Origin of the sequence: Devosia ureilytica (assembly GCF_024273195.1) — a bacterium.
Classification (GTDB): Bacteria; Pseudomonadota; Alphaproteobacteria; order Rhizobiales; family Devosiaceae; genus Devosia; species Devosia ureilytica.
In genome coordinates this window covers 225,732-250,321 of sequence record NZ_JAMZCU010000002.1, presented here as the reverse complement: position 1 = coordinate 250,321, position 24,590 = coordinate 225,732, and the positions used below count along the sequence as shown (strand labels likewise).

General features: G+C 63.5%; 29 protein-coding genes. 11 read left to right on the top strand and 18 right to left on the bottom strand.

Going from position 1 to position 24,590, the window contains the following annotated elements; genetic code table 11:
• Nucleotides 1-185: 185 nt before the first annotated feature.
• The 3 genes from trmD to NIM87_RS05155 are packed head-to-tail and all read right to left on the bottom strand — an operon-like array spanning nucleotide 186 to nucleotide 2,105.
• A complete protein-coding gene (gene trmD / locus NIM87_RS05165) occupies nucleotides 186-911 on the bottom strand; it encodes a tRNA (guanosine(37)-N1)-methyltransferase TrmD (protein ID WP_408640052.1) in 726 nt (241 codons plus the stop codon).
• Nucleotides 911-1,447 (bottom strand): ribosome maturation factor RimM, encoded by a 537-nt coding sequence (gene rimM, locus NIM87_RS05160; RefSeq protein ID WP_254673569.1) that lies wholly within the window; start codon nucleotides 1,445-1,447, stop codon nucleotides 911-913. Before rimM ends, trmD begins: the two co-directional genes overlap by 1 nt.
• Nucleotides 1,448-1,505: 58 nt before the next feature.
• The gene (locus tag NIM87_RS05155) at nucleotides 1,506-2,105 is read right to left on the bottom strand and encodes a DUF4893 domain-containing protein (protein WP_254673568.1); all 600 of its coding nucleotides are present in this window, start codon (nucleotides 2,103-2,105) and stop codon (nucleotides 1,506-1,508) included.
• A gap of 79 nt (nucleotides 2,106-2,184) precedes the next feature.
• Here NIM87_RS05155 and NIM87_RS05150 point away from each other — a divergent pair, with 79 nt between their 5' ends.
• The gene (locus tag NIM87_RS05150) at nucleotides 2,185-2,484 is read left to right on the top strand and encodes a hypothetical protein (protein ID WP_254673567.1); all 300 of its coding nucleotides are present in this window, start codon (nucleotides 2,185-2,187) and stop codon (nucleotides 2,482-2,484) included.
• Here the strand turns inward: NIM87_RS05150 and NIM87_RS05145 are convergent.
• From NIM87_RS05145 to htpX, 6 genes are all read right to left on the bottom strand, one after another.
• The gene (locus tag NIM87_RS05145) at nucleotides 2,481-2,933 is read right to left on the bottom strand and encodes a metallopeptidase family protein (RefSeq protein ID WP_254673566.1); all 453 of its coding nucleotides are present in this window, start codon (nucleotides 2,931-2,933) and stop codon (nucleotides 2,481-2,483) included. The genes NIM87_RS05150 and NIM87_RS05145 overlap by 4 nt on opposite strands.
• Nucleotides 2,924-4,330: a 3-isopropylmalate dehydratase large subunit gene (gene leuC / locus NIM87_RS05140; RefSeq protein WP_254673565.1), complete on the bottom strand. Its 1,407-nt coding sequence runs from the start codon at nucleotides 4,328-4,330 to the stop codon at nucleotides 2,924-2,926. Before leuC ends, NIM87_RS05145 begins: the two co-directional genes overlap by 10 nt.
• A gap of 151 nt (nucleotides 4,331-4,481) precedes the next feature.
• On the bottom strand, nucleotides 4,482-6,065 hold the full coding sequence (gene purH, locus NIM87_RS05135; protein WP_254673564.1) for a bifunctional phosphoribosylaminoimidazolecarboxamide formyltransferase/IMP cyclohydrolase: 1,584 nt from the start codon (nucleotides 6,063-6,065) through the stop codon (nucleotides 4,482-4,484).
• A gap of 97 nt (nucleotides 6,066-6,162) precedes the next feature.
• Complete coding sequence (locus NIM87_RS05130; RefSeq protein WP_254673563.1) at nucleotides 6,163-7,776, bottom strand: heparinase II/III family protein; 1,614 nt, start codon at nucleotides 7,774-7,776, stop codon at nucleotides 6,163-6,165.
• Nucleotides 7,777-7,884: 108 nt separating this feature from the next.
• Nucleotides 7,885-9,156 carry an RsmB/NOP family class I SAM-dependent RNA methyltransferase gene (locus NIM87_RS05125; protein WP_254673562.1) on the bottom strand — a complete coding sequence of 424 codons (1,272 nt, stop codon included), beginning with the start codon at nucleotides 9,154-9,156 and terminating at the stop codon, nucleotides 7,885-7,887.
• A gap of 71 nt (nucleotides 9,157-9,227) precedes the next feature.
• Complete coding sequence (htpX, locus tag NIM87_RS05120) at nucleotides 9,228-10,211, bottom strand: zinc metalloprotease HtpX (RefSeq protein ID WP_254673561.1); 984 nt, start codon at nucleotides 10,209-10,211, stop codon at nucleotides 9,228-9,230.
• A 94-nt stretch (nucleotides 10,212-10,305) separates the two neighbouring features.
• On the opposite strand from htpX, the gene NIM87_RS05115 reads away from it, so the two are divergent.
• Entirely contained in the window at nucleotides 10,306-10,521 is a 216-nt protein-coding gene (locus NIM87_RS05115; protein ID WP_254673560.1) for a DUF1674 domain-containing protein, read from the top strand.
• Here NIM87_RS05115 and NIM87_RS05110 read toward each other — a convergent pair.
• The 6 genes from NIM87_RS05110 to ccmA form a co-directional block, all read right to left on the bottom strand.
• On the bottom strand, nucleotides 10,518-10,664 hold the full coding sequence (locus NIM87_RS05110) for a Flp family type IVb pilin (RefSeq protein ID WP_254673559.1): 147 nt from the start codon (nucleotides 10,662-10,664) through the stop codon (nucleotides 10,518-10,520). The two genes, NIM87_RS05115 and NIM87_RS05110, sit on opposite strands and share 4 nt — an antisense overlap.
• Nucleotides 10,665-10,734: 70 nt before the next feature.
• Nucleotides 10,735-11,268, bottom strand: a complete 534-nt coding sequence (locus NIM87_RS05105) for a DsbE family thiol:disulfide interchange protein (RefSeq protein ID WP_254673558.1) — start codon at nucleotides 11,266-11,268, stop codon at nucleotides 10,735-10,737.
• On the bottom strand, nucleotides 11,268-11,414 hold the full coding sequence (gene ccmD / locus NIM87_RS05100) for a heme exporter protein CcmD (RefSeq protein WP_254673557.1): 147 nt from the start codon (nucleotides 11,412-11,414) through the stop codon (nucleotides 11,268-11,270). The genes NIM87_RS05105 and ccmD overlap by 1 nt, the downstream gene beginning before the upstream one ends.
• Nucleotides 11,411-12,181, bottom strand: coding sequence for a heme ABC transporter permease (locus NIM87_RS05095; RefSeq protein WP_254673556.1), 771 nt, complete (start codon nucleotides 12,179-12,181; stop codon nucleotides 11,411-11,413). Before NIM87_RS05095 ends, ccmD begins: the two co-directional genes overlap by 4 nt.
• 9 nt (nucleotides 12,182-12,190) lie before the next feature.
• On the bottom strand, nucleotides 12,191-12,856 hold the full coding sequence (gene ccmB / locus NIM87_RS05090; protein ID WP_254673555.1) for a heme exporter protein CcmB: 666 nt from the start codon (nucleotides 12,854-12,856) through the stop codon (nucleotides 12,191-12,193).
• On the bottom strand, nucleotides 12,853-13,479 hold the full coding sequence (gene ccmA, locus NIM87_RS05085) for a heme ABC exporter ATP-binding protein CcmA (RefSeq protein ID WP_254673554.1): 627 nt from the start codon (nucleotides 13,477-13,479) through the stop codon (nucleotides 12,853-12,855). The genes ccmB and ccmA overlap by 4 nt, the downstream gene beginning before the upstream one ends.
• A gap of 158 nt (nucleotides 13,480-13,637) precedes the next feature.
• On the opposite strand from ccmA, the gene acnA reads away from it, so the two are divergent.
• Nucleotides 13,638-16,322, top strand: a complete 2,685-nt coding sequence (acnA, locus tag NIM87_RS05080) for an aconitate hydratase AcnA (protein ID WP_254673553.1) — start codon at nucleotides 13,638-13,640, stop codon at nucleotides 16,320-16,322.
• Nucleotides 16,323-16,384: 62 nt separating this feature from the next.
• Here the strand turns inward: acnA and NIM87_RS05075 are convergent, their stop codons facing one another.
• Complete coding sequence (locus tag NIM87_RS05075) at nucleotides 16,385-17,008, bottom strand: NAD(P)H-dependent oxidoreductase (RefSeq protein WP_254673552.1); 624 nt, start codon at nucleotides 17,006-17,008, stop codon at nucleotides 16,385-16,387.
• A gap of 83 nt (nucleotides 17,009-17,091) precedes the next feature.
• Between NIM87_RS05075 and NIM87_RS05070 the strand changes: the two genes are divergently transcribed.
• The 4 genes from NIM87_RS05070 to NIM87_RS05055 all read left to right on the top strand — a co-directional run bounded on the left by NIM87_RS05070 (nucleotide 17,092) and on the right by NIM87_RS05055 (nucleotide 19,569).
• On the top strand, nucleotides 17,092-17,655 hold the full coding sequence (locus NIM87_RS05070; RefSeq protein ID WP_254673551.1) for a TetR/AcrR family transcriptional regulator: 564 nt from the start codon (nucleotides 17,092-17,094) through the stop codon (nucleotides 17,653-17,655).
• A 65-nt stretch (nucleotides 17,656-17,720) separates the two neighbouring features.
• On the top strand, nucleotides 17,721-18,461 hold the full coding sequence (locus NIM87_RS05065) for a DUF1223 domain-containing protein (RefSeq protein ID WP_254673550.1): 741 nt from the start codon (nucleotides 17,721-17,723) through the stop codon (nucleotides 18,459-18,461).
• 260 nt (nucleotides 18,462-18,721) lie between these two features.
• Nucleotides 18,722-19,105: a DUF2794 domain-containing protein gene (locus NIM87_RS05060; protein WP_254673549.1), complete on the top strand. Its 384-nt coding sequence runs from the start codon at nucleotides 18,722-18,724 to the stop codon at nucleotides 19,103-19,105.
• Nucleotides 19,102-19,569 carry a GNAT family N-acetyltransferase gene (locus NIM87_RS05055; protein ID WP_254673548.1) on the top strand — a complete coding sequence of 156 codons (468 nt, stop codon included), beginning with the start codon at nucleotides 19,102-19,104 and terminating at the stop codon, nucleotides 19,567-19,569. The genes NIM87_RS05060 and NIM87_RS05055 overlap by 4 nt, the downstream gene beginning before the upstream one ends.
• Here NIM87_RS05055 and NIM87_RS05050 read toward each other — a convergent pair.
• Together NIM87_RS05050 and NIM87_RS05045 are read right to left on the bottom strand one after the other, a co-directional pair.
• Entirely contained in the window at nucleotides 19,566-20,063 is a 498-nt protein-coding gene (locus NIM87_RS05050; protein ID WP_254673547.1) for a GNAT family N-acetyltransferase, read from the bottom strand. The two genes, NIM87_RS05055 and NIM87_RS05050, sit on opposite strands and share 4 nt — an antisense overlap.
• A 100-nt stretch (nucleotides 20,064-20,163) precedes the next feature.
• Entirely contained in the window at nucleotides 20,164-20,889 is a 726-nt protein-coding gene (locus tag NIM87_RS05045; protein WP_254673546.1) for a Bax inhibitor-1/YccA family protein, read from the bottom strand.
• A 258-nt stretch (nucleotides 20,890-21,147) separates the two neighbouring features.
• Here NIM87_RS05045 and thpR point away from each other — a divergent pair, with 258 nt between their 5' ends.
• The 4 genes from thpR to rlmN all read left to right on the top strand — a co-directional run bounded on the left by thpR (nucleotide 21,148) and on the right by rlmN (nucleotide 24,512).
• Nucleotides 21,148-21,687, top strand: coding sequence for an RNA 2',3'-cyclic phosphodiesterase (gene thpR / locus NIM87_RS05040; RefSeq protein WP_254673545.1), 540 nt, complete (start codon nucleotides 21,148-21,150; stop codon nucleotides 21,685-21,687).
• Nucleotides 21,688-21,914: 227 nt separating this feature from the next.
• On the top strand, nucleotides 21,915-22,436 hold the full coding sequence (locus NIM87_RS05035) for an invasion associated locus B family protein (RefSeq protein ID WP_254673544.1): 522 nt from the start codon (nucleotides 21,915-21,917) through the stop codon (nucleotides 22,434-22,436).
• A gap of 85 nt (nucleotides 22,437-22,521) precedes the next feature.
• On the top strand, nucleotides 22,522-23,028 hold the full coding sequence (locus tag NIM87_RS05030) for an invasion associated locus B family protein (protein ID WP_254673543.1): 507 nt from the start codon (nucleotides 22,522-22,524) through the stop codon (nucleotides 23,026-23,028).
• Nucleotides 23,029-23,303: 275 nt separating this feature from the next.
• Nucleotides 23,304-24,512 (top strand): dual-specificity RNA methyltransferase RlmN, encoded by a 1,209-nt coding sequence (gene rlmN, locus NIM87_RS05025; RefSeq protein WP_254673542.1) that lies wholly within the window; start codon nucleotides 23,304-23,306, stop codon nucleotides 24,510-24,512.
• Nucleotides 24,513-24,590: the final 78 nt, after the last annotated feature.

Here is a 24,590-nt window from a genome sequence, read left to right as displayed (position 1 = left end):
CCGTCATCCGGTCTTGGTTGGTAACGGAAGGCAGTCTTCTTGGTCTTGGCGCACACCGGTCCGATACGCCGGGCATGCGAATGGGCGGCTCATAGGGGAAATCGGGGCATGAGTCTAGCATTTATGCGCTGTTTGCTGCCCCGATCACCTTTCCGCCCTCGGACATGTGGCGACAGGTCCTCGGATCAAGTCCGCGGGCAGCCTCTTGGAACAGGATGGTCTGGAGCTTCGTCCAGACCCAGCAAATCCGGCCGCCGTGCCTTGGTCAGCTCCAGCGACTGTGCATGCCGCCATTTGGCAATCTTGCCGTGATCGCCAGAGACCAGCACCGGCGGAATATCGCGGCCTTCAAAGCTTTGTGGCCGCGTATATTGCGGATATTCGAGGAGTCCATTTTCAAAGCTTTCCTCGTCGCGGCTGTCGAGCGCGCCCAGTACGCCGGGAATGAGCCGTACAACAGCCTCCAGCAGTACCATGGCGGCCACTTCGCCCCCGGCAAGGACATAGTCGCCGATGGAGATTTCCTCGAGCTGGCGGGCCTCTATGACGCGCTGGTCGACGCCTTCGAAGCGCCCGCAGACGATGACGGCGCCGGGCCCGACGGCCAGTTCATGGGCGCGGGCCTGGGTCAGGGGGCGCCCGCGTGGCGACATCAGGATGCGGGGGCGCGGGTCCGTCGGGGGAGCGACGCTGTCGATGGCCTTGGCCAGAATGTCCGATCTGAGCACCATGCCAGCGCCGCCGCCTGATGGCGTGTCGTCAACCGTGCGGTGCCGGTCACTGGCAAAATCGCGCAATTGGGTGGCTCTGAGTTGCCACAACCCGTCACTGAGCCCGCGCCCCAGCACCGAAGCGCCCAGGGTCCCCGGAAACAGCTCGGGAAACAGCGTGATGATGTCGGCAGAAAACATCAGTCCGGCTCTTCCTCGCCGGGCTCGGCGTCGAGCGGCGGAGCGATGACGAGATAGCCCTCGGCAATGCGAATAATAGGCACCACGACCTTGGTGAAGGGATAAAGGAACGTGTCGCCCGAACGGGGGTCGCGCACTTCGAGAATATCGCCCGCGCCATGGTCGAACAGGCCGCTCACCGCGCCGATGGACACGCCGCTTTCGAGCCGCGCGTCCAGCCCGATCAGATCGGCATGGTAGAAATCATCCTCGTCTTCGATTTCGGGCAATTGGCTGCGGTCCACGAACAACGATACGCCATTGAGCTGTTCGGCGGCCGTGCGGTCGTTGATGCCCTTCAGCCGGGCCACCAGCACGGTCTTTTGCAGGCGCGCCTTTTCAATGGTGATGATGAGGCCCGGCCGGTCGGTTTCCAGCGGACCGTAGCCGGCAATGGCTTCGGGGTCCTGGGTGTGCGAGGCGATGCGCACCTCGCCCTTGATGCCGTGTGCCGCCCCGATTGTGCCCATCAGGATGCGAGAGGATTTGTCTGCCATCGCCTGCTCATCTTGTTTGCCCGGTTCCTAGCAGCACCTGCGCGGCGCGCAAGCCCGTTCACGGTGCCGGGACCAGTTCTATGACGTCATGGGTCGATTCAAAGCGCGGAAACGGCAGCTCCAGCCGATAGCGGACCGGCTTGCCGCTGACCTTGTAGAGGCAGCCGACCTGGCTGCGCTCGTCCAGTCCATCATAGGCCATGGGCTCTTCGTCGCCATAGTGCAGGGCGCCCCAGTAAAAAAGGCCGCCATCGGCGGGCAGCAGCTGGCCCTTGAACCGCTGCGAACCGGTGCGCTTTTCAATGACCGCGCCGTGGTCCGAAATGGCGCAGTCGAACCAGGGATAGGTGACCAGCGGCAAGAGCCCACCCAGCTTGATGGTCCGGCACTTGTAGCGGCCATCGGGGATGGCCGAGATGGGGCTATCACCGGTGGCAAAGAGCGCCGATACAATTGCCCGTTCCTCGGCACTGCCGGCGAGCAGCGCCTCGCCAAGGCCGCGGGTTCGCGCCGCGTCAAAGCCGGTCATGCGGTCGCCGTCGAACGGACTGATCGGGGCCGCCCCGGGTACCGTGCAGGCCTGGGCTGCAACCATGGGCAGCAAGGCCAGCGCAGCGAGCACTGCCGCCACCTGGCGCAGTCGAAAAATCGACATCATGGAACGCCTTCCTTGTTTCAGATCAAGGAACCTTGCACGCTGCCGGTGCTTTCTCAAGGAACACACAATGGAGCGTCCCATGTCCCAAATTCTCACAGATCGCGATGCTATCCGCCAATGGGTGGCCGCCCGCGGCGGCAATCCCGTCCTGATGGATGTCCCCGACGGCTCGCGAACCCGCACCGTCCTGCAGCTGGCCTTTGGTCAGGAAGCGCTGAACTCCGACAATAACCAGGGCCCGGATCGGGTTGGCGGCTTTCAGCTGGTGAGCTGGGAAGAATGGTTTACGGCGCTGGAGAACGGCAAGCTGGCGTTGATGGTGTCCGACGATCCGTCGGGCGGCAATGAAGCCGAGTTCCAATTCGTCGAGCGCGACTAGGTCCTGGGGAAGGCCTCGATCCCTGCCGCATCCGCCGCCGCTTCGAGCGCCTCCATGTCCTCGTCAGAAAAGCCGAAATGGTGGCCCAGTTCGTGGATGAGGACGTGGGTGACGATTTCGCCCAGCGTATTGTCGTCGTTTTCGGCCCAGTAGTCGAGAATGGCGCGGCGGTAGAGATAGACGGTGTTGGGCAGTTGCCCGGTCTGGGGCACGGCGCCGTCTTCGGTCAGGCCAATCCCCGAGAACAGCCCCATCAGCTCGAACGGGCTTTCCATGCCAAAGCCCTTGAGCACGTCGTCCTCGGCAAATTCAGCCACCGAGCACGTGACATCGGCCGCCAGGGAGGCAAAAGGCTCCGGCAGGGCGGCGAGTGCCGCGCTGGCCAGAGCCTCGAAGTCATCCAGTGTCGGGGAATAGCGCCCCGACCAATCGGTCGTCTTTACTGCCACGCGCGAATGTCGACGAAGTGGCCGGCAATGGCCGCTGCCGTGGCCATGGCGGGCGACACGAGATGGGTGCGGCCCTTGAAGCCCTGGCGGCCCTCGAAATTGCGGTTCGAGGTCGAGGCGCAGCGCTCGCCCGGCGCCAGCTTGTCGGGGTTCATGGCCAGGCACATCGAGCAGCCCGGCTCGCGCCATTCAAAGCCGGCATTCTTGAAGATCACGTCAAGACCCTCGGCTTCCGCCTGGGCTTTGACGAGGCCCGAGCCGGGCACGACCATGGCCGAGACGTGGCTGGCCACCTTGCGGTCGCCGATGACGGCTGCGGCAGCGCGCAGGTCCTCGATACGGCCATTGGTGCAGGAGCCGACAAAGACGCGGTCGAGCTTGATGTCGGTGATCTTGGTGCCGGGCTTGAGGCCCATATAGTCCAGCGCCCGCCACTTGGAGGCGCGCTTGTTCTCATCGACAATGTCATCGGGATTGGGCACGACGCCCTCAACCGAAATCACGTCTTCGGGCGAGGAACCCCAGGAGACGATGGGCGGCAGCTTGGCGGCGTCGAGGATGACGACCTTGTCGTAATGGGCGCCTTCATCGGTGTGGAGCGTCTTCCAATAGTCGAGGGCCATGTCCCATGCGGCACCCTTGGGCGCGCGGGGACGATCCTTGACATAGGCGAAGGTGGTGTCGTCGGGGGCGATCAGGCCAGCACGGGCGCCGCCTTCGATGGTCATGTTGCAGACCGTCATGCGGCCTTCCATGGAGAGCGCGCGAATGGCTTCGCCGGCAAACTCGATCACATGGCCATTGCCACCGGCGGTGCCGATCTCGCCGATGATGGCGAGGATGATGTCCTTGGCGGTGACGCCTTCGGGCAGCTGCCCGTCAACGCGCACCAGCATGTTCTTGGCCTTCTGCTGGATCAGCGTCTGGGTGGCCAGAACGTGCTCGACTTCCGAGGTGCCAATGCCGTGGGCCAGGGCGCCAAAGGCACCATGGGTCGAGGTATGGCTGTCGCCGCACACAATGGTCATGCCGGGCAGGGTGAAGCCCTGTTCGGGACCAACGATGTGCACGATCCCCTGGCGATGATCGAAGGGGTCGTAATATTCGATGCCGAAATGCTTGGTGTTTTCAGCCAGCGCCGCAATCTGGATGGCGCTTTCCGGGTCGGGATTGGGCAGCGAGCGGTCGGTGGTGGGCACATTGTGGTCGACCACGGCCAGCGTCCGCTCGGGATGGCGCACCGTCCGGTTGTTCATGCGCAGGCCTTCAAAGGCCTGCGGGCTGGTCACTTCGTGCACCAGGTGCCGGTCGATATAAAGAAGGCTCGTGCCGTCCTCATTGTTCTGGACCAGATGGTCGTCCCAGATCTTGTCGTAGAGCGTGCGAGCCTTGGTCATATCCGTGTTCCAGGGGCAGGAATGAAAGATTGGAGTGGTTCTAAGCCCTGCGGGGTCGAAGGGTCAAGCATTACCGTACTCACGGGTACGGCAAAATGAAGGGCCGGCTACCTTGCGGCAACCGGCCCGATCCTCGGCGCGGAATGAACCATCAGTGCCGGAAGTGGCGCATGCCGGTCATCACCATGGCAATGCCGGCGGCATCGGCAGCGGCGATCACCTCGTCGTCGCGCATCGAGCCGCCTGGCTGGATGACTGCGGTGGCGCCGGCGGCGACCAGCGCTTCCAAGCCATCGGCAAACGGGAAGAAGGCGTCCGAGGCGACGACCGAGCCCTGCGTCAGCGCGCCCTCAAGCCCAGCGGCCGCGGCGGCGTCAATCGACTTGCGGTGGGCGACCCGGGCCGAATCCACGCGGGACATCTGGCCCGCGCCAATGCCGGCGGTGGCGCCGTCCTTGACATAGATGATGGCGTTGGACTTGACGTGCTTTGCCACTTTCGCGGCCAGCTTGAGATCGACCAGTTCCTGGCTCGTCGGCTGGCGCTTGGTGACGACCTTCAGGTCGCAGTCATCGACATTCTTGTTGTCGCGCCCCTGCACCAGCAGGCCCCCGGCGACTGATTTCACCATCAGGCCATCCGCCTTGGGATCGGCCAGACCGCCGGTCAGCAGCAGCCTGAGGTTCTTCTTGGCGGCAATGATCTCCTGCGCTTCGGGCGTGGCGGAGGGCGCGACGATCACCTCGGTAAAGACCTTGACGATTTCGGTCGCGGTCTCGGCGTCGATTTCCCGGTTGGTGGCTACAATGCCGCCAAAGGCCGAAACCGGATCCGTGCGCAGGGCTTTCAAATACGCCGACTTGAGGTCACCGGCCACGGCCACGCCGCAGGGATTGGCGTGCTTGATAATGGCGACAGCGGCGGTTTCAGCCGGATCAAATTCGCTCACCAGCTCAAAGGCGGCGTCGGTATCGTTGATATTGTTGTACGAGAGCGTCTTGCCCTGCACCTGGGTGGCGGTCGCCACGCCCGGGCGGTTTTCGCCGGTCTTGTAGAAGGCCGCCCATTGGTGCGGGTTCTCGCCATAGCGCATGACTTCGCTCAGCGTGCCGGCAAAGCTGCGGTAGCTCACATCGGCAAAGTCGATTTCCCTGGCAAACCAGCTGGAAATGGCGCTGTCATAGGCGGCGGTGCGGGCATAGGCCTTGGCGGCGAGGCGCTGGCGCATGTCGAAAGGAATGCCGCCAGCCTTGATGGCGTCAATGATTGCCGGATAATCGGCCGGATCGACAACGACTGTGACAAAGGCATGGTTCTTGGCCGCCGAGCGCACCATGGCCGGACCACCAATATCGATGTTTTCGATGATCTCGTCGTAGCTGGCGCCCGATGCAACGGTCTTTTCGAAGGGGTAGAGGTTGACCGCGACCAGATCGATGGGGCCGATCTCATGTTCGGTCATCGAGGCCTGGTGCTCGGCATTGTCACGCACCGCGAGCAGGCCACCATGCACCTTGGGATGGAGCGTCTTGACCCGGCCGTCCATCATTTCGGGAAAACCGGTGAGGTCGGAAATATCGCGCACCTTGAGACCAGCCTCGCTGATCAGGCGATGGGTGCCGCCGGTCGACACCAGCTCGACCCCGGCTTCCGAGAGCCCCCGGGCAAAATCGGTCATGCCCGATTTGTCAAAGACCGAAAGCAGGGCCCGCCCGACTGTCACCGTCTTGCTCATGAGATATGTCTCGCGCTCGTCATGGAATTTGCGCGCTCGCTAGCACGATGCGGCGCAAAGGCCAATCGCTTTGCGCCAGATAGCGCCCATTCGGGCGCTATTGCTGCTCGAGCGTAAAGATCCAGGCCACTTCGGTGTCCTTGGAGAGATTGGTTTCGAGCACCAATTGCCGGGTTCGGTGAAAGCCGAGATAGGCCGATTGGCGCACGCTGTCCTCTTCGTGGAATTGTGCGCCTTCCCAGAGGAAGCTCCAGATCACCCCATTGGGCAGCACCAGCCGGGCTATGCCTTCGCCGGTGGTACGGCGCACCTTGACCCCTGGCGCAAGGTGAAAGCGCAGTGCGAGCAGGCCATGTGGCTCGCCCTTGGGCACGATGCGGTCCTGTCCGACCAGCGTCGTGCCTTCGGACAAGAGGGTCAGGCGACGCTCGATTTCAGCACCAAAGCGCTGACTATAGCCGACGCTGGTCATGGTCAGCATGTGCTCGCCGGTGTCGAGCGCCATGGGTCGGCTCTGGGGTCCACGCCCAGAGCGCTCGGCGGCGCCTTCGGCGTCGATGGTGGGTGCTGTATGGGCGACGCCTTGACGGAACAGGGCCTGGCTCTCGGGCAGGTCGGAGGGCGCCGGTCCGCAGGACCCGACAATCAATTCGCTGCCATGGGCAAATTCAAAGGCGAGCGCCCCGTCATGCGCCTCGGCGTCAAATCCGGGCGGCGGACGCAGGCCGCCATCGCCGATGATCACCGTTTCGCCGGCCCTGACGATGCCATAGCCGCCCAAAAGGCGCGAGCGGCGCGAGGCCGAAGGGCCATTGGCCTGTACGGCCACCAGAACGTCATGCGGCACCTGTCCGCAGCCGTTGAAATACACCGGCTCGCCGCTTGAGAGGGTCAGGGCATCCAGCGCCTCATGCATGCGGTCGATGCGATTGGTCAATTCGGCCATGGCGGGGCTGCCGTGCCGCCCGACGGCGCGCCTGAGGCTGGCCAGTTCGACCAGCAGCGCCAGCTGCAATTTGGGATTGCGCGACAGATGCAGGCCGTCGCCGTCGAGTTGCTGGCCCAAAAGGGCATCGAGCCGGGCGACATGGGTGTCGATGTCGGGCACATCGCCCACATTGCACAATTCGGCGCCCAACAGGCCAATGGCGGCAAACAGCGCTTCGACGGAATCGGCGGCGAGGGCGCCGCGCACGCGCAGGCTCTGCACCTGGGTGCCAAGGCTGCGCTGGATGGTGCGCGCCTGGTCATGGGTGGCCCCATCAAGCAGCAGGGTCAGGTGGCGCAGCCAGTTGAGCACACGCTGGGCGGTGAGGGTCAGGGTCCAGCTGTCGGCCTCGAACTGGCCTTCGCGGCCGATCCAGTCGAGCACCAGCGTGCGGGCAAAGAGCTTTTCGCCCGGATCGCGCACATCGCGGAAGTGTCGCAGCCAGGAAAAGCTCTGGAGGTTGTTCCACCAGTCAGGGTGGTCGACATCGATTGAAAAGGGCGAGGCGCCGCCGGTCTCGAACAGTTTTGACGCGAGGAGATAACGCCCCGACATCATTTCGCGCACCGCCTCGCGGTCGGCGGGGCGGAAGTCGGGCAGGTCACCGGAAAAGGCGTGATCGGTCTGGCCGCGCCAGGTCCAGCGCAGCAGCGGCAGGGTCACCACGGAATCGGCAAGGCCAAGCGCGAACTTGCGTCCGATACTTGTCAGACGCCCGCTCAATTCCGGCCCCCGGCCCCGTTCGGGGCGATGGCGGCATCAATGTGGTGCCAAGCTTCCACCAGTTCTTTCCTCGTGCTGCCGCTTTTTGCGGCAACTGTTTCTCCCGGCTTAGCCTGTTCGGCGGAATCGCGCCACGAAGAACCCGTCCATCCCCGCATTTCCATTGCCCGGCGTCATGGCCGGATGGGTGCGAACAAGCCCGCGCTCGGTCACCGCCTGGCTGAGACCCTCGAGTTCGCCCGGTGCCACCGGCCAGAGTTCAAGGCCGGGCAGGGCACTCAATGCCCAGTCCACCTGGTCCTCGCCCTCGGGGGGTTCGAGCGAACACACGCAATAGATCAGCGTGCCACCCGGCGCCAGGCACCGGAAGGCATTGGCCAAGAGGGCCTGCTGCAGGCGCACGCGCCCGGCGATGTCGCTGGCGCTGCGGCTCCAGAGCACTTCGGGGTGTCGCCTGAAGGTGCCGGTGGCCGAGCAGGGTGCGTCGAGCAGCACGCCATCAAAAGGCGTTGCCGGATCGTAATTGGCGGCATCGGCCTCGATGACCTTGGGGGCATAGCCGAGCCGGGTCATATTGGCCTTGAGACGCTGGAGCCGGGTGCCGTCGCTGTCGAGCGCGGTGACACGGTAGCCGGCCTTCATCAGCTGCGCCGTCTTGCCACCGGGCGCGGCGCACAGATCAAGCACATTGCTCTGCGCCGGCAGGGCCAGCAAGCGCGCGGGAATAGCCGCGGCCACGTCCTGCACCCACCAGCGACCCTCGTCATAGCCGGGCAGCGCCTCGACCGGCCGGTCGCGGATTTCCACCCGGACGCTGTCGGCCAGCAGGCGCTCGGCGCCCAGCGCCTCAATCAGGTCGGGGTCATCATCACGCAAGGTCAGGTCAAGCGGCGCACCATCCACCAGCGCATCGGCGAAACGGGCGACCGCTTCAGCGCCATAGGCCTCGATCCAGCGCTGGGCAAATGCGTCGGGCAGCAGATGCTCTTCCATCAGCCCATAGCGGGCCGAATTGGCCTGTGCCCGGCGCAGCACGGCGTTCATCAGGCCCGACAGGTGCCGCGCCTTGGCGTCGCGCTTGATCGCTTCGACCGCCAGAAACAGTGCGCTATGGGCGCCCAGGTCCGGCAGGAACACCAATTGCGCCAGCGAGAGGCGCAGCACGGCCTCGAAGCTGCCGGCCTTGGCCGGCAGGCCCTTGTCGAGCAGGTCGCCCAGCATGGCATTGATCTGCCCCTGGCGCCTGAGCGCCGTGGTGATCAGGCGGTTGGCGAGGGCGCGGTCGCGCCCATCGGCCAGCTCGCCCGCGCCCAGCGGGGCAAAATGTTCGCCAGCCAAAACGGCCTTCAGCCGTTGGGCGGCGACGAGGCGAAGCTTCAAGCCCGCCGGTTCGGTCCGATGCGCCAATTCGTCAACTCAGTTCCGGCATGCGCCCGGCTTGGGTCGCGCGCCTATCCCCAGGGTCCGCGCACGTTACCGTCATTTTCGGTTCGTCCAGCGGTCGGCACTCGCCAGCCACCACCGGTGTCGCGTCCGCTCGAAGCGGGGCGCGGGCGGGGCTGGGGCCTGCGCCCCTTATCGTCCACGCTCATCTCTGCGGCAAGCCTTTGCAGCGCCACGATGCGGTTGCCGGTGTCGGGATGGGTGGAAAACAGGTTGTCCATCCGCGAGCCGTTGAGCGGATTGATGATATACATATGGGCCATGGCCGGGTTGCGCTCGGCGGCCACATTGACCTGGCGACCGGCCAGCGCGGCAATCTTGTTGAGCGCTGAGGCCAGGGCCAGCGGATCGCCGGAGATTTCGGCGCCCAGCTTGTCGGCTTCATATTCGCGGGTGCGGCTCACCGCCATCTGCACCATCATGGCTGCCACAGGCGCGAGAAAAACCATCAGCAGGGCACCCATGCCGCCCAGCGGGTTGTCGCGATTATTGCCGCCGCCAAAGAACAGGCCGAACTGCGCCAGGGCCGAAATGGCACCGGCAAGCGTTGCCGTAATGGTCATGGTCAGGGTATCGCGGCTCCTGATGTGGGCCAGCTCATGGGCCACCACGCCCGCCACTTCGCGAGTTTCGAGCTGGCGCAGCAGGCCGGTTGAGACGGCGACGGCGGCATTATTGGGATCGCGGCCGGTGGCAAAGGCGTTGGGCTGGTCGGTCTCGATCACATAGACGGCGGGCGTCGGCAGCCCGGCGCGCTGGGATAGAACCTCAACCATCTCATAGAGCTCGGGGGCGCGGCTGCGCTGAACCGGCACGGCGTTCTGCATGCGCAGCACCATCTTGTCCGAGTTCCAATAGGCGAAGAGATTGGTGACGGCGGCAAACAGCAGGGCGATCATCATGCCGCCCGTGCCACCGATAAAGTAGCCCACCACCATGAAGAGCGCGGTCATCCCGGCCAGCAGGACGAAGGTGCGGAAGGCATTGAACATTGTCGAACCCCTTGGGTTACCCGTTTCAGGCAACTATGTTGTGTGCCTCAAGGTTCCGCGCAAGCGGGTGGCAGCATTGAAAATGGAAACCAGAATGGACGATGAACCGCAGCTCCCGACCGGGAACGAAGCGCCGGCGCCAAAGGTTCTGACCCCGGCAGCGCAGCGGGCGCTGGCCGAGGCCGAGGCGCGGCGGCACGAGATTGATGCGAGGGGGGCCATGGCGCCCAAGGAAAAAGGTGGCCGTGGTGGGTTGGAGCCGGCGCGCTATGGCGACTGGGAGATCAAGGGTCTCACCAGTGATTTTTAGCCGGGGAAGAAGTCGGTGATATTATAGCCAGCGGCCGAGACTGCGAAGGTCGTCGCGACAGTGATGATCGCGGCGATCAGGCCATATTCGACCAGGGTGATCAGCTTTTGCTGGCGAATGTGGGTCAGAACGCGACGAACCATGGGCAATTTCTTCCGATATGCGAAGACGGCCTCAACATGGCGCACCTGAGATGAACGCCAGCTGAATGACTTAGCCTTTTATCCGTTCTAGCGCCGGAAGCAGCTCGGTTTCAATGGCTTGGGGGCTCAAAGGGCCAACGTGCTTATAGACTATGACCCCTTTGGCATCGACCAGGAAGGTCTCGGGCACGCCATAAACGCCCCAATCGATGGAGACCCGACGGTCCCGGTCAGCACCGACCGCATCATAGGGATTACCCAGTTCGGCGAGGAAGGCGCGGGCATTTTCCGGCGCGTCGGAATGGTTGATGCCAAACAGGCGCACCCCGGTCTCGGCCTTGATGGCTTCGAGCAGGGGATGCTCATCGCGGCAGGGGATGCACCAGCTGGCAAAGACGTTGACCAGGGTCGGTTCGCCCGTCAGCGACGCCGTTTCAAATCCGGGCACGTCCAGCCCCTCGACCGGCGGCAGGGCGAATTGGGGCACCGGCTTATCGATCAGCACCGAGCGCACCAGGCTTGAATCGCGGTCAATGGAAAAGGCGAACACCGAGACCAGCGCCACGAGCAGGATCAGCGGCAGGGCGAACAGCACATAGCGCATCAGCCGCGCTTGTCCCCGAGTTCGGCCAGCCGCGCCTTGACGCGCCGGCTCTCCACCACGATCCAGCCGATGAGGGCAAACAGCCCGAGAAAGACCCCGGCATAGGCCGCGGTGATGAACTGGGCGTGCTGACCAAGGTCGATCATGCCGCGTCTCCCCGCGCCAGCTTGCGTTCCAGCGTCATGACCCGGCGGCGGCGCACTTCGGTGTGCATGGACACCAATTGCAGGGTGATGAAGAGAAAGGTGAAGGCAAAGAACATGACAAACAGCGGCGTCAGCAGGGACCCCGGCATTTTCGGCCCCTCGGCGGTAAAGACGCTGGCCGGCTGGTGCAGCGTCGACCACCAGTCCACCGAAAATTTGATGATCGGCACATTGACGGCGCCCACCAGGGTGAAGATGGCAATGACGCGGGCGGCGCGCAGCTGGTCGTCAAAGGCGCGCCACAGCGCCACCAGGCCCAGATAGAGGAACAACAGGATGAGCGTGGAAGTCATGCGGCCGTCCCATTCCCAGAACGTGCCCCAGGTTGGGCGGCCCCACATCGAGCCGGTAAACAGCGCCAAGGCGGTAAAGACGGCGCCCAGCGGCGCTGCCGCTTTCATCGACACATCGGCCATGGGATGGCGCCACACCAGCGTGCCAAGCGCCGAAACGGCCATGGTGCCGTAGACGAACTGGCTGAGCCAGGCCGTGGGCACATGCACATACATGATGCGCACCGTGTCGCCCATCTGGTAGTCGGCCGGCGAATTGAAGAAGGCAAACCAGAGGCCAATCGCGAACAGCGCAGCGGTCAGCGCCACCAGCGGCCAGACCAGCGGGCGCGTCCAGATCAGGAACTGGCCGGGATGGGCCAGCCGGTTCCACCAGCTCATTTTGGGGGCGTCGTTGATGCCGTCACTATTCATGGGCGCGCTCTACTCTTCTCCCCAGTCTATCGCAAGCGCGGCGGCAAAGGGAGAGAGCGCCGTGGCCATGAGACTGAGTGCCGCAAGCAAGAGCAGCGCGGCGCTGGCCTGATCGGGTCCGCCCAGGGGCGCGATGGCACCCACGCCAAAGATCAGCACTGGGACGCAGAGCGGTGCGATGAGGATGGGCGCCAGCAGCCCGCCGCGCCGGACGGCCACGGTTATGGCTGCGCCAAAGGTGCCAAAGGCGGCCAGTGCCGGCGTGCCCAGCAGCAATGACAACAGGGTGCGCCAGAACGCCTCCATGTCCATGCCCAGGATCAGCGCCAGGAAGGGCGCGGCCAGGATCAGCGGCAGGGCGCTGGTCAGCCAATGGGCGATCACTTTTGCGAACAGAACGGCCGCCAGCGGCGCGTCGGCACGGCGATAGAGCGCCAGCGTGCCATCGTCGCGGTCGGGACGCAGCAGCCGGTCGAGCCCGAGCAGCATGGCAAGAAAGGCCGCAATCCAGATCACCCCGGGGGCAATCCGCGCCAGCAGCGCCCGGTCGGGGCCCACGGCAAAGGGCGTGATCGCCCCGACAATGATGAAAAACAGCACCAGGGTGAGCATTTCGCCGCCCCCCGAAAGGGCCAGGCGCAGGTCACGCCGCAGCACCGCGAGAAATCCGCTCATGCCGCCCGGTCCAGGGTCAGGGTCGACAGGTTCTCAAAGCCGGTCTGGTCGTGGGTGGCGATGATGGCCAGCCCACCTGCGGCCAGGTGCTCGTCCACCAGCGCTGCGAGCAGAGCATGACCCTGTGCATCAAGCGCCGCGCTGGGCTCGTCGAGCAGCCAGACCGGGCGGCGCGAAACCAGCAGCCGCGCCAGCACCAGCCGCCTTTGCTGCCCGGCCGACAGATAGCCCGCATCGAGCCGCGCCATGCGCCCGAGCCCGACCCGCTCGAGCGCGGCTTGGGGCACGAGACCGGTCGTGCCATTCAGCGCTGCCCAGAAGGCCAGCGTTTCGATGACGCTCAGGCGCGGCCGCACCGCGTTCTTGTGGCCGCAATGATGCAGCGCGGGGCCGTCCTCGGCATCGCTGCCCTCCAAGGCCACCCGACCAGCGAGCGCTGGCAGCAGGCCCGCCAGGGTTAGCAGCAGGGTGGATTTGCCGGCGCCATTGGGTCCACGCAGCAAAAGTCCGCTGCCGCCGCCGACGGACAGCGACAAATTCCGGGCCAGCACAGTCTCGCCATGGCCGATGGCAAGGCCCTCTGCCTTAACAAGAATTTGCGGATAGACTTGCCTTTGCGTCATGGCCCCATCTCGTATTGAACCCATGGTCGTACTGGCAAGGGCTTTGACGATTGACTATAAGCCCAGTGAGTTTGGAGTCATTCCAGAAAAGCGCGACATTTTCTTCGGTCCCAAGCCAGCGAAGATGGGCGCCATAAGCAGCAAAAGGGCGGAGCATCATGACCTCGATAGACAGCTTCAAATCCAAGTCGACGCTGACGGTCGGCGGCAAGACCTACACCTATTATTCCATCGCCGAAGCGGAAAAGAACGGCCTCAAGGGCGTTTCCAAGCTTCCCGGCTCGATGAAGGTGGTGCTGGAAAACCTGCTGCGCTTTGAAGACAATCGCACTGTCACCAAGGCTGATATCGAGGCCGTGGCCACCTGGCTGGTCACCCGCCAGTCCGATCACGAGATTTCCTATCGTCCGGCCCGCGTGCTGATGCAGGATTTCACTGGCGTGCCTGCCGTGGTCGATCTGGCCGCCATGCGCGACGCCACCGCCAAGCTCGGCGCCGATCCGCAGAAGATCAATCCGCTGGTGCCCGTCGATCTGGTCATCGATCACTCGGTGATGGTCGACAATTTCGGCACGCCGCTGGCCTTCAACCAGAATGTCGAGCTCGAATATGAGCGCAATGGCGAGCGCTATGAATTCCTGCGCTGGGGCCAGTCGGCCTTCGACAATTTCCGCGTCGTGCCCCCCGGCACCGGCATCTGCCACCAGGTGAACCTGGAATATCTGGCCCAGACCGTCTGGACCAAGGAAGAGAACGGCGAAACCGTCGCCTATCCCGATACGCTGGTGGGTACCGACTCGCACACCACCATGGTCAATGGCATGGCGGTTCTGGGCTGGGGCGTGGGCGGCATCGAGGCCGAAGCGGCCATGCTGGGCCAGCCGATCACCATGCTGATCCCCGAAGTCGTCGGCTTCAAGCTGACCGGCAAGATCAATGAAGGCATCACCGCCACTGACCTGGTGCTGACCGTCACCGAAATGCTGCGCAAGAAGGGCGTGGTCGGCAAGTTTGTGGAATTCTATGGCCCTGGCCTCGATTACCTCAGCCTCGAAGATCAGGCGACAATTGCCAATATGGCGCCGGAATATGGCGCCACCTGCGGCTATTTCCCCGTCGATGCCGATACGCTCAAGTTCCTGACCACCACCGGTCGCGACGCCGACCGCGTCGCTCTGGTCGAGGCCTATTCCAAGGCCCAGGGCATGTTCCGTACTGCCGAGACGCCTGATCCGGTCTTTACCTCGACCCTCGAACTGGACCTCTCCTCGGTGGTGCCGTCCCTGTCCGGTCCCAAGCGCCCGCAGGACCGCGTGGCCCTCAAGGACGTTACCTCGGCTTTTGCCAAGGCGCTCCCCGATCTGGCCGCCGGTCGTGGCGAGGTTGCCCCCGGGACGCAGTTCCCGGTCAAGGGCGAGGACTTCCAGGTTGGCGATGGTTCGGTGGTGATTGCTGCCATCACCTCGTGCACCAATACCTCCAACCCTTCCGTGCTGGTTGCCGCCGGTCTCGTCGCTCGCAAGGCGCGGGCGCTCGGGCTCGATGCCAAGCCATGGGTCAAGACCTCGCTGGCGCCCGGATCGCAGGTGGTCACCGACTATCTGACCGCTGCGGGCCTGCAGGACGATCTCGATGCCATCGGCTTTAACCTCGTGGGGTATGGCTGCACCACCTGCATCGGCAATTCCGGCCCGCTGCCGCCGGCCATTTCCGAGACCATCAACGACAAGAAGCTGGTCGCTGCATCGGTGCTCTCGGGCAATCGCAATTTCGAGGGCCGCGTGAACCCGGACGTGCGGGCGAACTATCTCGCCTCCCCGCCGCTGGTTGTGGCCTATGCCCTGCTCGGCACGCTCAATGTCGATATCACCACCGAGCCGCTGGGCACGGGCAAGGATGGCAAGCCGGTCTATCTCAAGGATGTCTGGCCCACCAATCACGAGGTCGCCGAGATCGTGCGCCAGCACGTGACTGCCGACATGTTCCGCTCGCGCTATTCCGATGTGTTCAAGGGCGACAAGCATTGGCAGTCCATCGCCGTTGAAGGCGGGGAAACCTACGGCTGGAATTCATCCTCCACCTATGTGCAGAACCCGCCCTATTTCGAGGGCATGTCGATGGACCCCAAGCCGGTCACCAATGTCGAAAAGGCAAAGGTTCTGGCGCTGTTCCTTGACTCCATCACCACCGACCACATTTCGCCCGCCGGCTCTTTCAAGGCCGCCACCCCGGCCGGCAAGTATCTCGAAGAGCGCCAGGTTGCGCCAAAGGATTTCAACTCCTACGGCGCCCGTCGCGGCAATCATGAAGTGATGATGCGCGGCACATTTGCCAATATCCGCATCAAGAACATGATGCTCGATGGTGTCGAGGGTGGCTATACCCGCGGGCCGGATGGGTCGCAGATGGCCATCTATGATGCGGCCATGGCCTATCAGCAAAAGGGCACTCCGCTGGTGATCTTTGCCGGCAAGGAATATGGCACCGGCTCCTCGCGTGACTGGGCAGCCAAGGGCACCAATCTGCTGGGCGTGCGCGCTGTCATCGCCCAGAGCTTTGAGCGTATTCACCGCTCCAATCTCGTCGGCATGGGCGTCATCCCGCTGCAGTTCAAGGATGGCGAGAGCTGGCAGAGCCTGGGTCTTGATGGCACCGAAACCGTCGATATCGAAGGCGTCACCGAAATCGTGCCGCGCGCCATGGTCAATGTGAAGATCACCCGCGCCGATGGCTCGGTGGTCACCATCGAGACCCGCTGCCGCATCGATACGGCCAATGAGCTCGATTACTACAAGAACGGCGGCATCCTGCATTACGTGCTGCGGAGCCTGGTGGCCGCGTAAGCGCCGCTTACATTGCCAAACCTGCAAGCGGCGGTCCCTCGGGGCCGCCGTTTCTGTTTGGGCTACAGGCTTTGGGCAAGCGCCGCGGGGCGCCGGGTTCTGGCCAGCAGCTGCAGGTCGGCGCGGGCGTCCCGGTCGATCCGCGCCATCAGGCGGGCGCGCTGTTGCGGGGTTGAATGCCGGATCACTGAGAGATGGGTCGCGCGCACCGGCGAGAGCCCTATGAACTTCAGCACCTGGCGGCGCATGGCGCGGAAATGGGCATTGCCATAGCCCAGGGCCATGAACCAGCTGGGCGTGTCCGAGGTGACGATCAGCCGGACAGACCGGCCTGCGAGCAGCCCCAGGGGCAGGGGATTGTTGGGCCGGTAGCGATAAGCCTTGCCCGATTGCAGGCCGATGTCGAACAGCGCCTTGAGCTTGGCCGGCATGCCGCCCCACCACAGAGGGTGCACGATCACCACATGATCGGCCCAGGTCATGGCGTCCCAGAACCGCGCGACGTCGCCGGTCATTTCGGCCTCGGCAGGTTTTCGCGTCGCCAGTTCGGGGATGGTCAATGCAGAGAGATCGAGACGCTGAATGTCCATGCCGGACCGGCTTAATATGGCACCATAGCGATCTGCGATGCTGCCACTGAAACTGGGATGGAGAGGGTGGCCGTTCAGAACAAGGCACTTGGGCACGCTGGGCTCCTTATTTGACCGTGGTCAATAAATAACGCACGAAGCCACTTCTTGACCGTGGTCAACTTTGATATGAAGCCGTCATGATCCAACGCATCAAGGGCACGCAGACCCGCTCGGCCGAAACGCGCAGCGCCATTCTGGCGGCCGTGGAACGACTCTGGCGCGAGCGCCCCTATGACGCCATCACCATTGCCCAGATTGCCGCGGAGGCCGGCATCGCCAAGGGCTCGGTTCTGGCCCATTTTTCCGAGAAACTGGCCATTCTGGCTGGGTTTCTGGCGCAGGAACTTGATCGGACCAGCGCTGCTCTCGCCACGGACCCGGACTTCGCCATCACCCCGCAGCGCCTGGCAGCCAAATTTGCCCCGCTGCTGCATTTTCTTGCGGCCGACAAGGCGCTGCTGCGTCTGTTGACGCTGGATGGAGATGGGGAGCAATGCAGCATTGTGCTCGATCCCGCGACCGCGCGCTTGCGAGCGGGTCTGGTGGCGGGTTTTGCCCGGCAGCAGCAGGATAATCCCGAGCTTTGCGCCGATGTCTTTTTGGCGATAGCAATTCAGGTTGCCGTCTCGGGCCACGCACAGGATAGCGCCGCCGCTGTCGCTGCCCTGGCGCGCCTGGCCGGAATTGTCTATCGCGCGTGAGAAATGCGCCGGCTCACCCGCTTTTGACTAGGCAGGACAGCGCGCTGCGGCATACAAGTTTGCCCATGTCTGTCCGCCTCTCTCCCGGCCTCATTGCTGGCGCTGTTCTGTCTCTCGTGCTGTCTGGCGCGTCGCAGGCCGATTCACTCAGGCTCGAGCCCAAGGCGGTGGTCGAATTGTTCACCAGCCAGGGCTGTTCTTCCTGCCCCCCGGCCGATGCGCTGCTGACCAGTCTGGCCGAGCGCGACGACGTGGTGGCGCTGGCCTATCACGTTGACTATTGGGACTATATCGGTTGGGAGGACACTTTTGGCGACAAGGGCTTTTCCGACCGCCAGCGGGCCTATGCCAAGAGCTGGGGTTCGTCGCGCATCTTCACGCCGCAAATGGTCATCAATGGCGCCGAAGGCGTCGTCGGTTCCAAGCGTGACGAGGTCCAGGACGCCGTGGCCTCGGCGCAGCTGCCGCTTGCCGTGTCGCTGAGCGTGCATGGCGACATGCTCAAGCTCGTCGTGCCGGCCGATGCGGCGCTTGAGGACGCAACCATCTGGCTGATCCGCTATCTCGACCGCGCCGATGTGGCCATCGACAAGGGCGAGAATGCCGGCAAGTCCATGGTCTATACCCAGGTCGTTGTCGACCGGCAGATCGTAGGCATGTGGGAGGCCGGGGCCGGGGCCGAGGTCAAGCTGCCGCTCGACCAGTTCGCCGATAATCACAATGGCGGCGTTGCCGTTCTGGTGCAGCAGGAACGCAATGGCCTGCCCGGTCCAATTCTGGGTGCCGCAGCCTATAGCTTCAATTGAGCCAAAAAAAGCGCCCGCTCCGGGGGCGGGAGCGGGCGACTGACTTTGGTCAACTCAAATAGGGAGGCTGGCAACCGGGCCTTCTGGTTTGGGGGCTCGTCGGCCCGATTGCCAGCCACTGGAGGCAATGGTTGGACTTTGATTTGCCAATGGGGCACGCAAATGGACAAATCGTGGCCGAATTGGGGTTTTTGCGGCCTCTTGCCAAGGTTGCCAAATGCGCCGATCATGACGGTGTGACGACAGGGCATTGAGGCGGCGTGCAGGGTCCTCCAGACGATAGTCGAACCAATCTGGCGCTGGTGCATGTGGGTGAGCCCAATGCCCAGCCGAACCGGCCCGTGCAGCCCATCATTGCCTTTGACCGCAAGGAGCTGATGCAGATCCTGGCGGTCTATGGCCGCAAGGTGGGCACCGGCGAATGGCGTGATTACGCCATGGATTTCCTCAAGGACCGGGCGCTGTTTTCCATCTATGCCCGCGTTTCCGAACGCCCGCTGTTCGTGGTCGAGAAGAACCCCAAGCTGCGCAACAAGCAGGGCCAGTACATGGTCACCAACCAGCAAGGCCGCGTGCTCAAGCGCGGCCACGATCTGGCGCAGGTTTTGCGGGTGCTTGACCCGGATTTGATGGTGGTGGGGTGAGTTTTCTCATCCGTGAGGCGCAGCGCGAAGACGCGTCCGCCATGAGTGCGGTGCTGATCGCCTCCATTACCGAACTTTGCCATGCCGACCACGGAGACGATCGGGAAAAGATCGCAGACTGGACGGCCAACAAGACGCCGGCCGGCATTCTCGACATGTTGGCGCGGGAGGGCTTTTTCATGGCCGTGGCGGAACTGGACGGACAGATCGTCGCGGTCGGCGCAACCACGGCGGCGGGGGAAATCGCCCTCAACTACGTTGCCCCGTCAGCGCGCTTTCGCGGCGTCAGCAAGGCGCTGCTGGCCCATATGGAAGCGGATCTGGCAAGCCGGGGCTTTGCCGAAGGAAAGCTTAGGGCCACGACCACCGCGAAGACGTTCTATTTCGCCCAGGGCTGGTCTGCCGATACTCTGCCCGATGGCGCCGCCGCATGTTTTGCCATGCACAAGCGGCTGGGTCGCTAAAGCGCCTTTTGCAGATGCACGATGTCGTGCCAGCGGTCGAACTTGAAGCCGACCCCGGTGTAATAGCCCACCCGCTGGAAGCCGAACTTTTCGTGGATGGCTATTGAGTTTGCCGTGTCGGCGGTGATCACGGCCAGCATCTGCTTGAAGCCGAACGCCTTGGATTGCGCCAGAAGCTCGGTCAGCATGATCCTGCCCAGGCCCCGGCCGGTCTCGTTGGGGTCGAGATAGATCGAATCCTCGCAGGTGAAGCGATAGGCGGCGCGGGGGCGATAAAAGCTGGCATAGGCGTAGCCGACGACCGTGCCGGCGCGTTCGGCGATGATCAGCGGGTGCCCGAGTTTCTTGAGGCCCGCATATTTTTCGGCAATCGCTTCTTCGCCCGGCGCTTCGGTGTCGAAGGTGATCGCGGTGTTGTCCACATAATGACGATAGATCGTCGTGATGGCGGGGACATCGGACCAGGCGAAGGGGCGCAGGGAATAGTCGGACACGGCAGACGCTCAATAAGAAAGGACCGCAGCCTTCTTAAGCTGCGGTCCCCTTTGACGTCCAACCAAATTCCTTGATCGCGCGATCAAGGAAATCGTCATGTTATTCGCGGTTGCCGAACAGGCGCAGCAGCATCATGAACAGGTTGATGAAGTCGAGGTAGAGCGAGAGCGCGCCCATGATGGCATTCTTGGCCAGCACGTCGGCACCATAGCTCTGCGAATAGCTTTCCTTGATCTTCTGGGTGTCATAGGCGGTCAGACCCGTGAAGATCAGAACGCCCAGCACCGAGATCGCGAAGTCGAGCATGGACGAGGCCATGAAGATGTTCACGATCGAAGCGATGATGATGCCGATCAGGCCCATCATCAGGAAGTTGCCCATGCCGGTCAGGTCACGCTTGGTGGTGTAGCCGTAAAGGCTCATCGCGCCGAAGGTTGCGGCGGTGATGAAGAACACCTTGGCGATGGAGGTGCCGGTATAGACCAGGAAGATCGACGACAGCGACAGGCCCATCACGGCCGCGAAGGCCCAGAAGATGGCCTGCGAAGCGCCGACGGAAAGCTTGTTGATGCCAAAGCTCAGCACCAGCACGAAGGCCAGCGGCGAGAGCATGATCACCCAGGCCAGCGGGCTGCCGTAAAGCAGTTCGGCATTGGCCTGGCTCGACATGGCCCACTGGCTGGTGAAATAGGCGACGACGCCTGTTACCACCAGGCCAAGGCCCATATAGTTGTAGACACGCAGCATATAGCTGCGAAGGCCCTCGTCGATGGCCAAGGCCGAGCCGGCCCGCGCACCGAGGGTCTGACGGTCATATTCAGCCATTCTCAGGTTCCCTTTCCCAAATAGCTCGCGGTTCTGTCACCGCAGGGGGCAATTTGCATTGCCACTTGAGGTGAGAATATGGGGAGGGTGTCATTGATTGACAAGGACAATCGCAACGGAACGACGCCGGGCCTCGACCGATGAAGCGATTGTGTTAGGCTGGCGAGGCGAATCGAGCGGAGCACCGCATCGCGCGGAAAAGTGGACACCGGTTTTCTGCGCGGCGCGCTGCGGCAACACATGCCAGGGAGGCTCACCATGCCCCGGCTCTTTACCGGTCTTGAAATCCCACCCGATGTGGGATTTGCCCTCTCGCTCAAGCGGGGTGGCCTCACCGGCGCCCGCTGGATCGATCCCGAGAATTACCACATCACCCTGCGCTTCATCGGCGATGTCGATGGCAATACCGCCGATGAGGTCGTGGACAGTCTCGAGCGGCTGTCCAATTCGCTGCAGTTTTCGCTGCGGCTGACGCATCTGGGCACATTCGGCGGCGACAAGCCGCGGGCGCTTTATGCCGGGGTGGAGCCTTCCGAGGCGCTCAACCGGTTGCAGGCGGCGCAGGAGCGCATGCTGCAGCGCGTCGGCCTGCCGCCCGAAGGCCGGAAATTCGTGCCCCATGTCTCGTTGGCGCGCTTGCGTGGCACTTCGGCCGAGGACGTCGCCCGTTTCATGGCCGAGGCGGCCCGGTTCGAGCCGCTGAGCTTTGTGCCGGTGCGTTTCGTGCTCTTTTCGAGCCGCGATTCGGTGGGTGGCGGGCCCTATCTCGTCGAACAGAGCTATCCGCTGGCCGCCTGAGTGCGGATCACGCCCTTGTTAGGCACTCGTTAACCCTTTGCCTCCACACGAGGCTGTCCCGGACACAGGGCGCCGCAATCCCGCCGCCTTTGGCTTTCATTTGAAGCAAAAGCTCACAAGGTACGGCGGGGGCCGACGGGTTTTTGACACCTTGGTAACCATGTTCGGGGCACACTGGACGGGCAGAACGCCCCCGAACTGCAGCAAGACAAGAGGATGAATTGGCGATGACGAACAAAACCGATGGCCTTGTACGCGGGCTTGCGGTCGCGGCAGTCATGGCCCTCGCGCCGGCGACGCAGGCGCAGGAGGCCACGGAGCTCGGGACTTTCAATGCCTGGTCCGCCTATACGGCCAGCGACCAGAGCGGCCAGCTTTGCTTCATCATTGGTGAACCCCAGAGCAGCGAACCGGCTGGAGTCAATCGCGACCCGATCAAGTTCCTGATCGTTCACCGCAAGGGCATGGGCTCGAAGAACGAAGTCCAGACCCAGATCGGCTATCCCTACAACACCAGCGACGCCAAGGCGTCTGCCGCGATCGATGGCCAGAGCTATGTGATGGCGGCCCGCGGCTCCACGGCCTGGCTGGCCTCAAGCAGCGACGAGCCCGGTTTCGTCACCGCCTTCAAGGCCGGCAGCCAGATGGTGGTGCGAGGCACCAGCCAGCGTGGAACCAATACGGTCGACACCTATTCCCTCTCGGGTGCCACCGCGGCGATGAACGCCATTGACGCGGCCTGCCAGTAAGGGGCTTGCTCCTTTCCCGCGAACATTTGTAACTGGGCGTCGGGACCCGTACCGCTGCCCAGTTCTGCCAAGAGCCCGAGACTTCATGATCCGAATTTCCGCCCTGCCGCTTGCATCCCTTCTGATCCTCGCCGCACTGGTGCCGGCACAGGCGCAGTCAGCGCGGGTGCTGGGGGACTTTCGCGACTGGTCGAGCTTTGCCGCTGACGATGGTGGCGGCACCATCTGCTTTGCCATGACCAAGCCGAAAACCACCGAGCCGACACCCGAGGGCTATGGCGACGCCTATCTCTACATCACCAATCGTCCCAGCGAGGACGTGGCGGCCGAGTTCAATGTGGTGGCGGGCTACACCTTCCAGACTGGCTCGGTGGCAACGGCCAGCGTCGGCGGGCAGGACTTCGCGCTCTTTACGCAAAATGATGCGGCCTGGCTCGATGACAGCGCCCAGGCGGCCAATCTGGCGGCAGCCATCCGCGCCGGGTCGACCGTCACCATTACCGGCACATCGGCGACGGGCACCAAGATCACCCAGTCCTATTCGCTCTCCGGCGCCACGGCCGCCCAGCAGGCCATCGGCGCTGAGTGCTAGGTCTTTTGCGCGGGGGACGCTTCCCTTTCTTCTCCCCTGAGGGGAGAAGGTGGCGCGCAAGCGCCGGATGAGGGGTTCAACTTCAAGGTTCTTTCGATGGGTCTTCACCCCTCACCCTGGCCCTCTCCCCTGAGGGGCGAGGGGACCAGTCAGTTGTGCGTCATGGGATCGTGCACCCATCGCAACCCACCCTCCCGGCAGCGTGACTTTGATATTTTGCCGCCTTCATGCTATTGGCGCGCACTTCCCGCATTTTCGGACCCTGTGTGCCTGCCATGAGCATAGCGCTGAACCTTGACCATTCCAGTGCCGTTCGCCCCGCCGCGACCGGCCGCCCGGCGTTGATCGGCCTCTCCAAGGCCGCGCTGGCGGAAGCCCTGGTGGCGCATGATGTGGTGGGCGAAAAGGAAGGGCGCATGCGCGCCAGCCAGTTGTGGAACTGGCTCTATGTCAATGGTGTCACCGATTTCGACCGCATGACCAATGTGGCCAAGCCGGTGCGCCAGAAATTGGCCGATACCTTCAATCTTGACCGCCCGGAAATCGTCTCCGAGCAGGTCTCGGTCGATGGCACCCGCAAGTGGCTGTTCCGCTTCCGCGATCCGGCCAATCCCAACATGCCGCCGGTCGAGGTGGAAACCGTCTATATCCCGGAAAGCGATCGCGGGACACTTTGTGTCTCTTCACAAGTTGGCTGCACCCTCACCTGCTCGTTCTGCCATACCGGCACGCAGAAGCTCGTCCGCAATCTCACCGCTGGTGAAGTGCTTGGACAGATCCTGATGGCGCGCGAGCGCCTTGGCGATTTTCCCGGCGGGTCGCGCCCGGATGATGGGGGTCTCGTGCCCGGTGGGGAAAGCCGCGCCATCACCAATATCGTGATGATGGGCATGGGTGAACCGCTCTATAATTTCGACAACGTCAAGCAGGCGCTGCTGATTGCCTCGGCTGGCGACGGCATGTCGATTTCCAAGCGTCGCATCACGCTCTCGACTTCGGGCGTTGTGCCCTATATCGAGCCGACCGGTCGCGAGATCGATGTCATGCTGGCCATTTCGCTGCATGCCGTGCGCGATGATCTGCGCGATGTGCTGGTGCCGATCAACAAGAAGTGGCCGCTCAAGGAACTGCTTGAAGCGTGCAAGAATTATCCCGGCCTTTCCAATGCCCGCCGCATCACCTTTGAATATGTGATGCTCGACGGCATCAATGACAGCGATGCCGAGGCCCGCGAACTGGTGCGGCTCCTGGCGGGCATTCCCGCCAAGATCAACCTTATTCCGTTCAACCCCTGGCCGGGGTCGAACTATGGCACTTCGCCCTCCTCGCGCATCGAGCGTTTTGCCGACATCGTCAACAAGGCCGGCTACGCCTCCCCCGTCCGCACCCCCCGCGGCCGCGACATTTTCGCCGCCTGCGGCCAGCTCAAGAGCGAAAGCGAACGCCTGAGCAAGAAAGACCGAGACGCGCTGCTGGTGCTGTGAGCGAGCCCGCAAGGCAGCGGGACGAGGCAATCCGGCGGATGCTGGTACTCTGCGCTATGTTGAGTGCGTGGAGGCAAC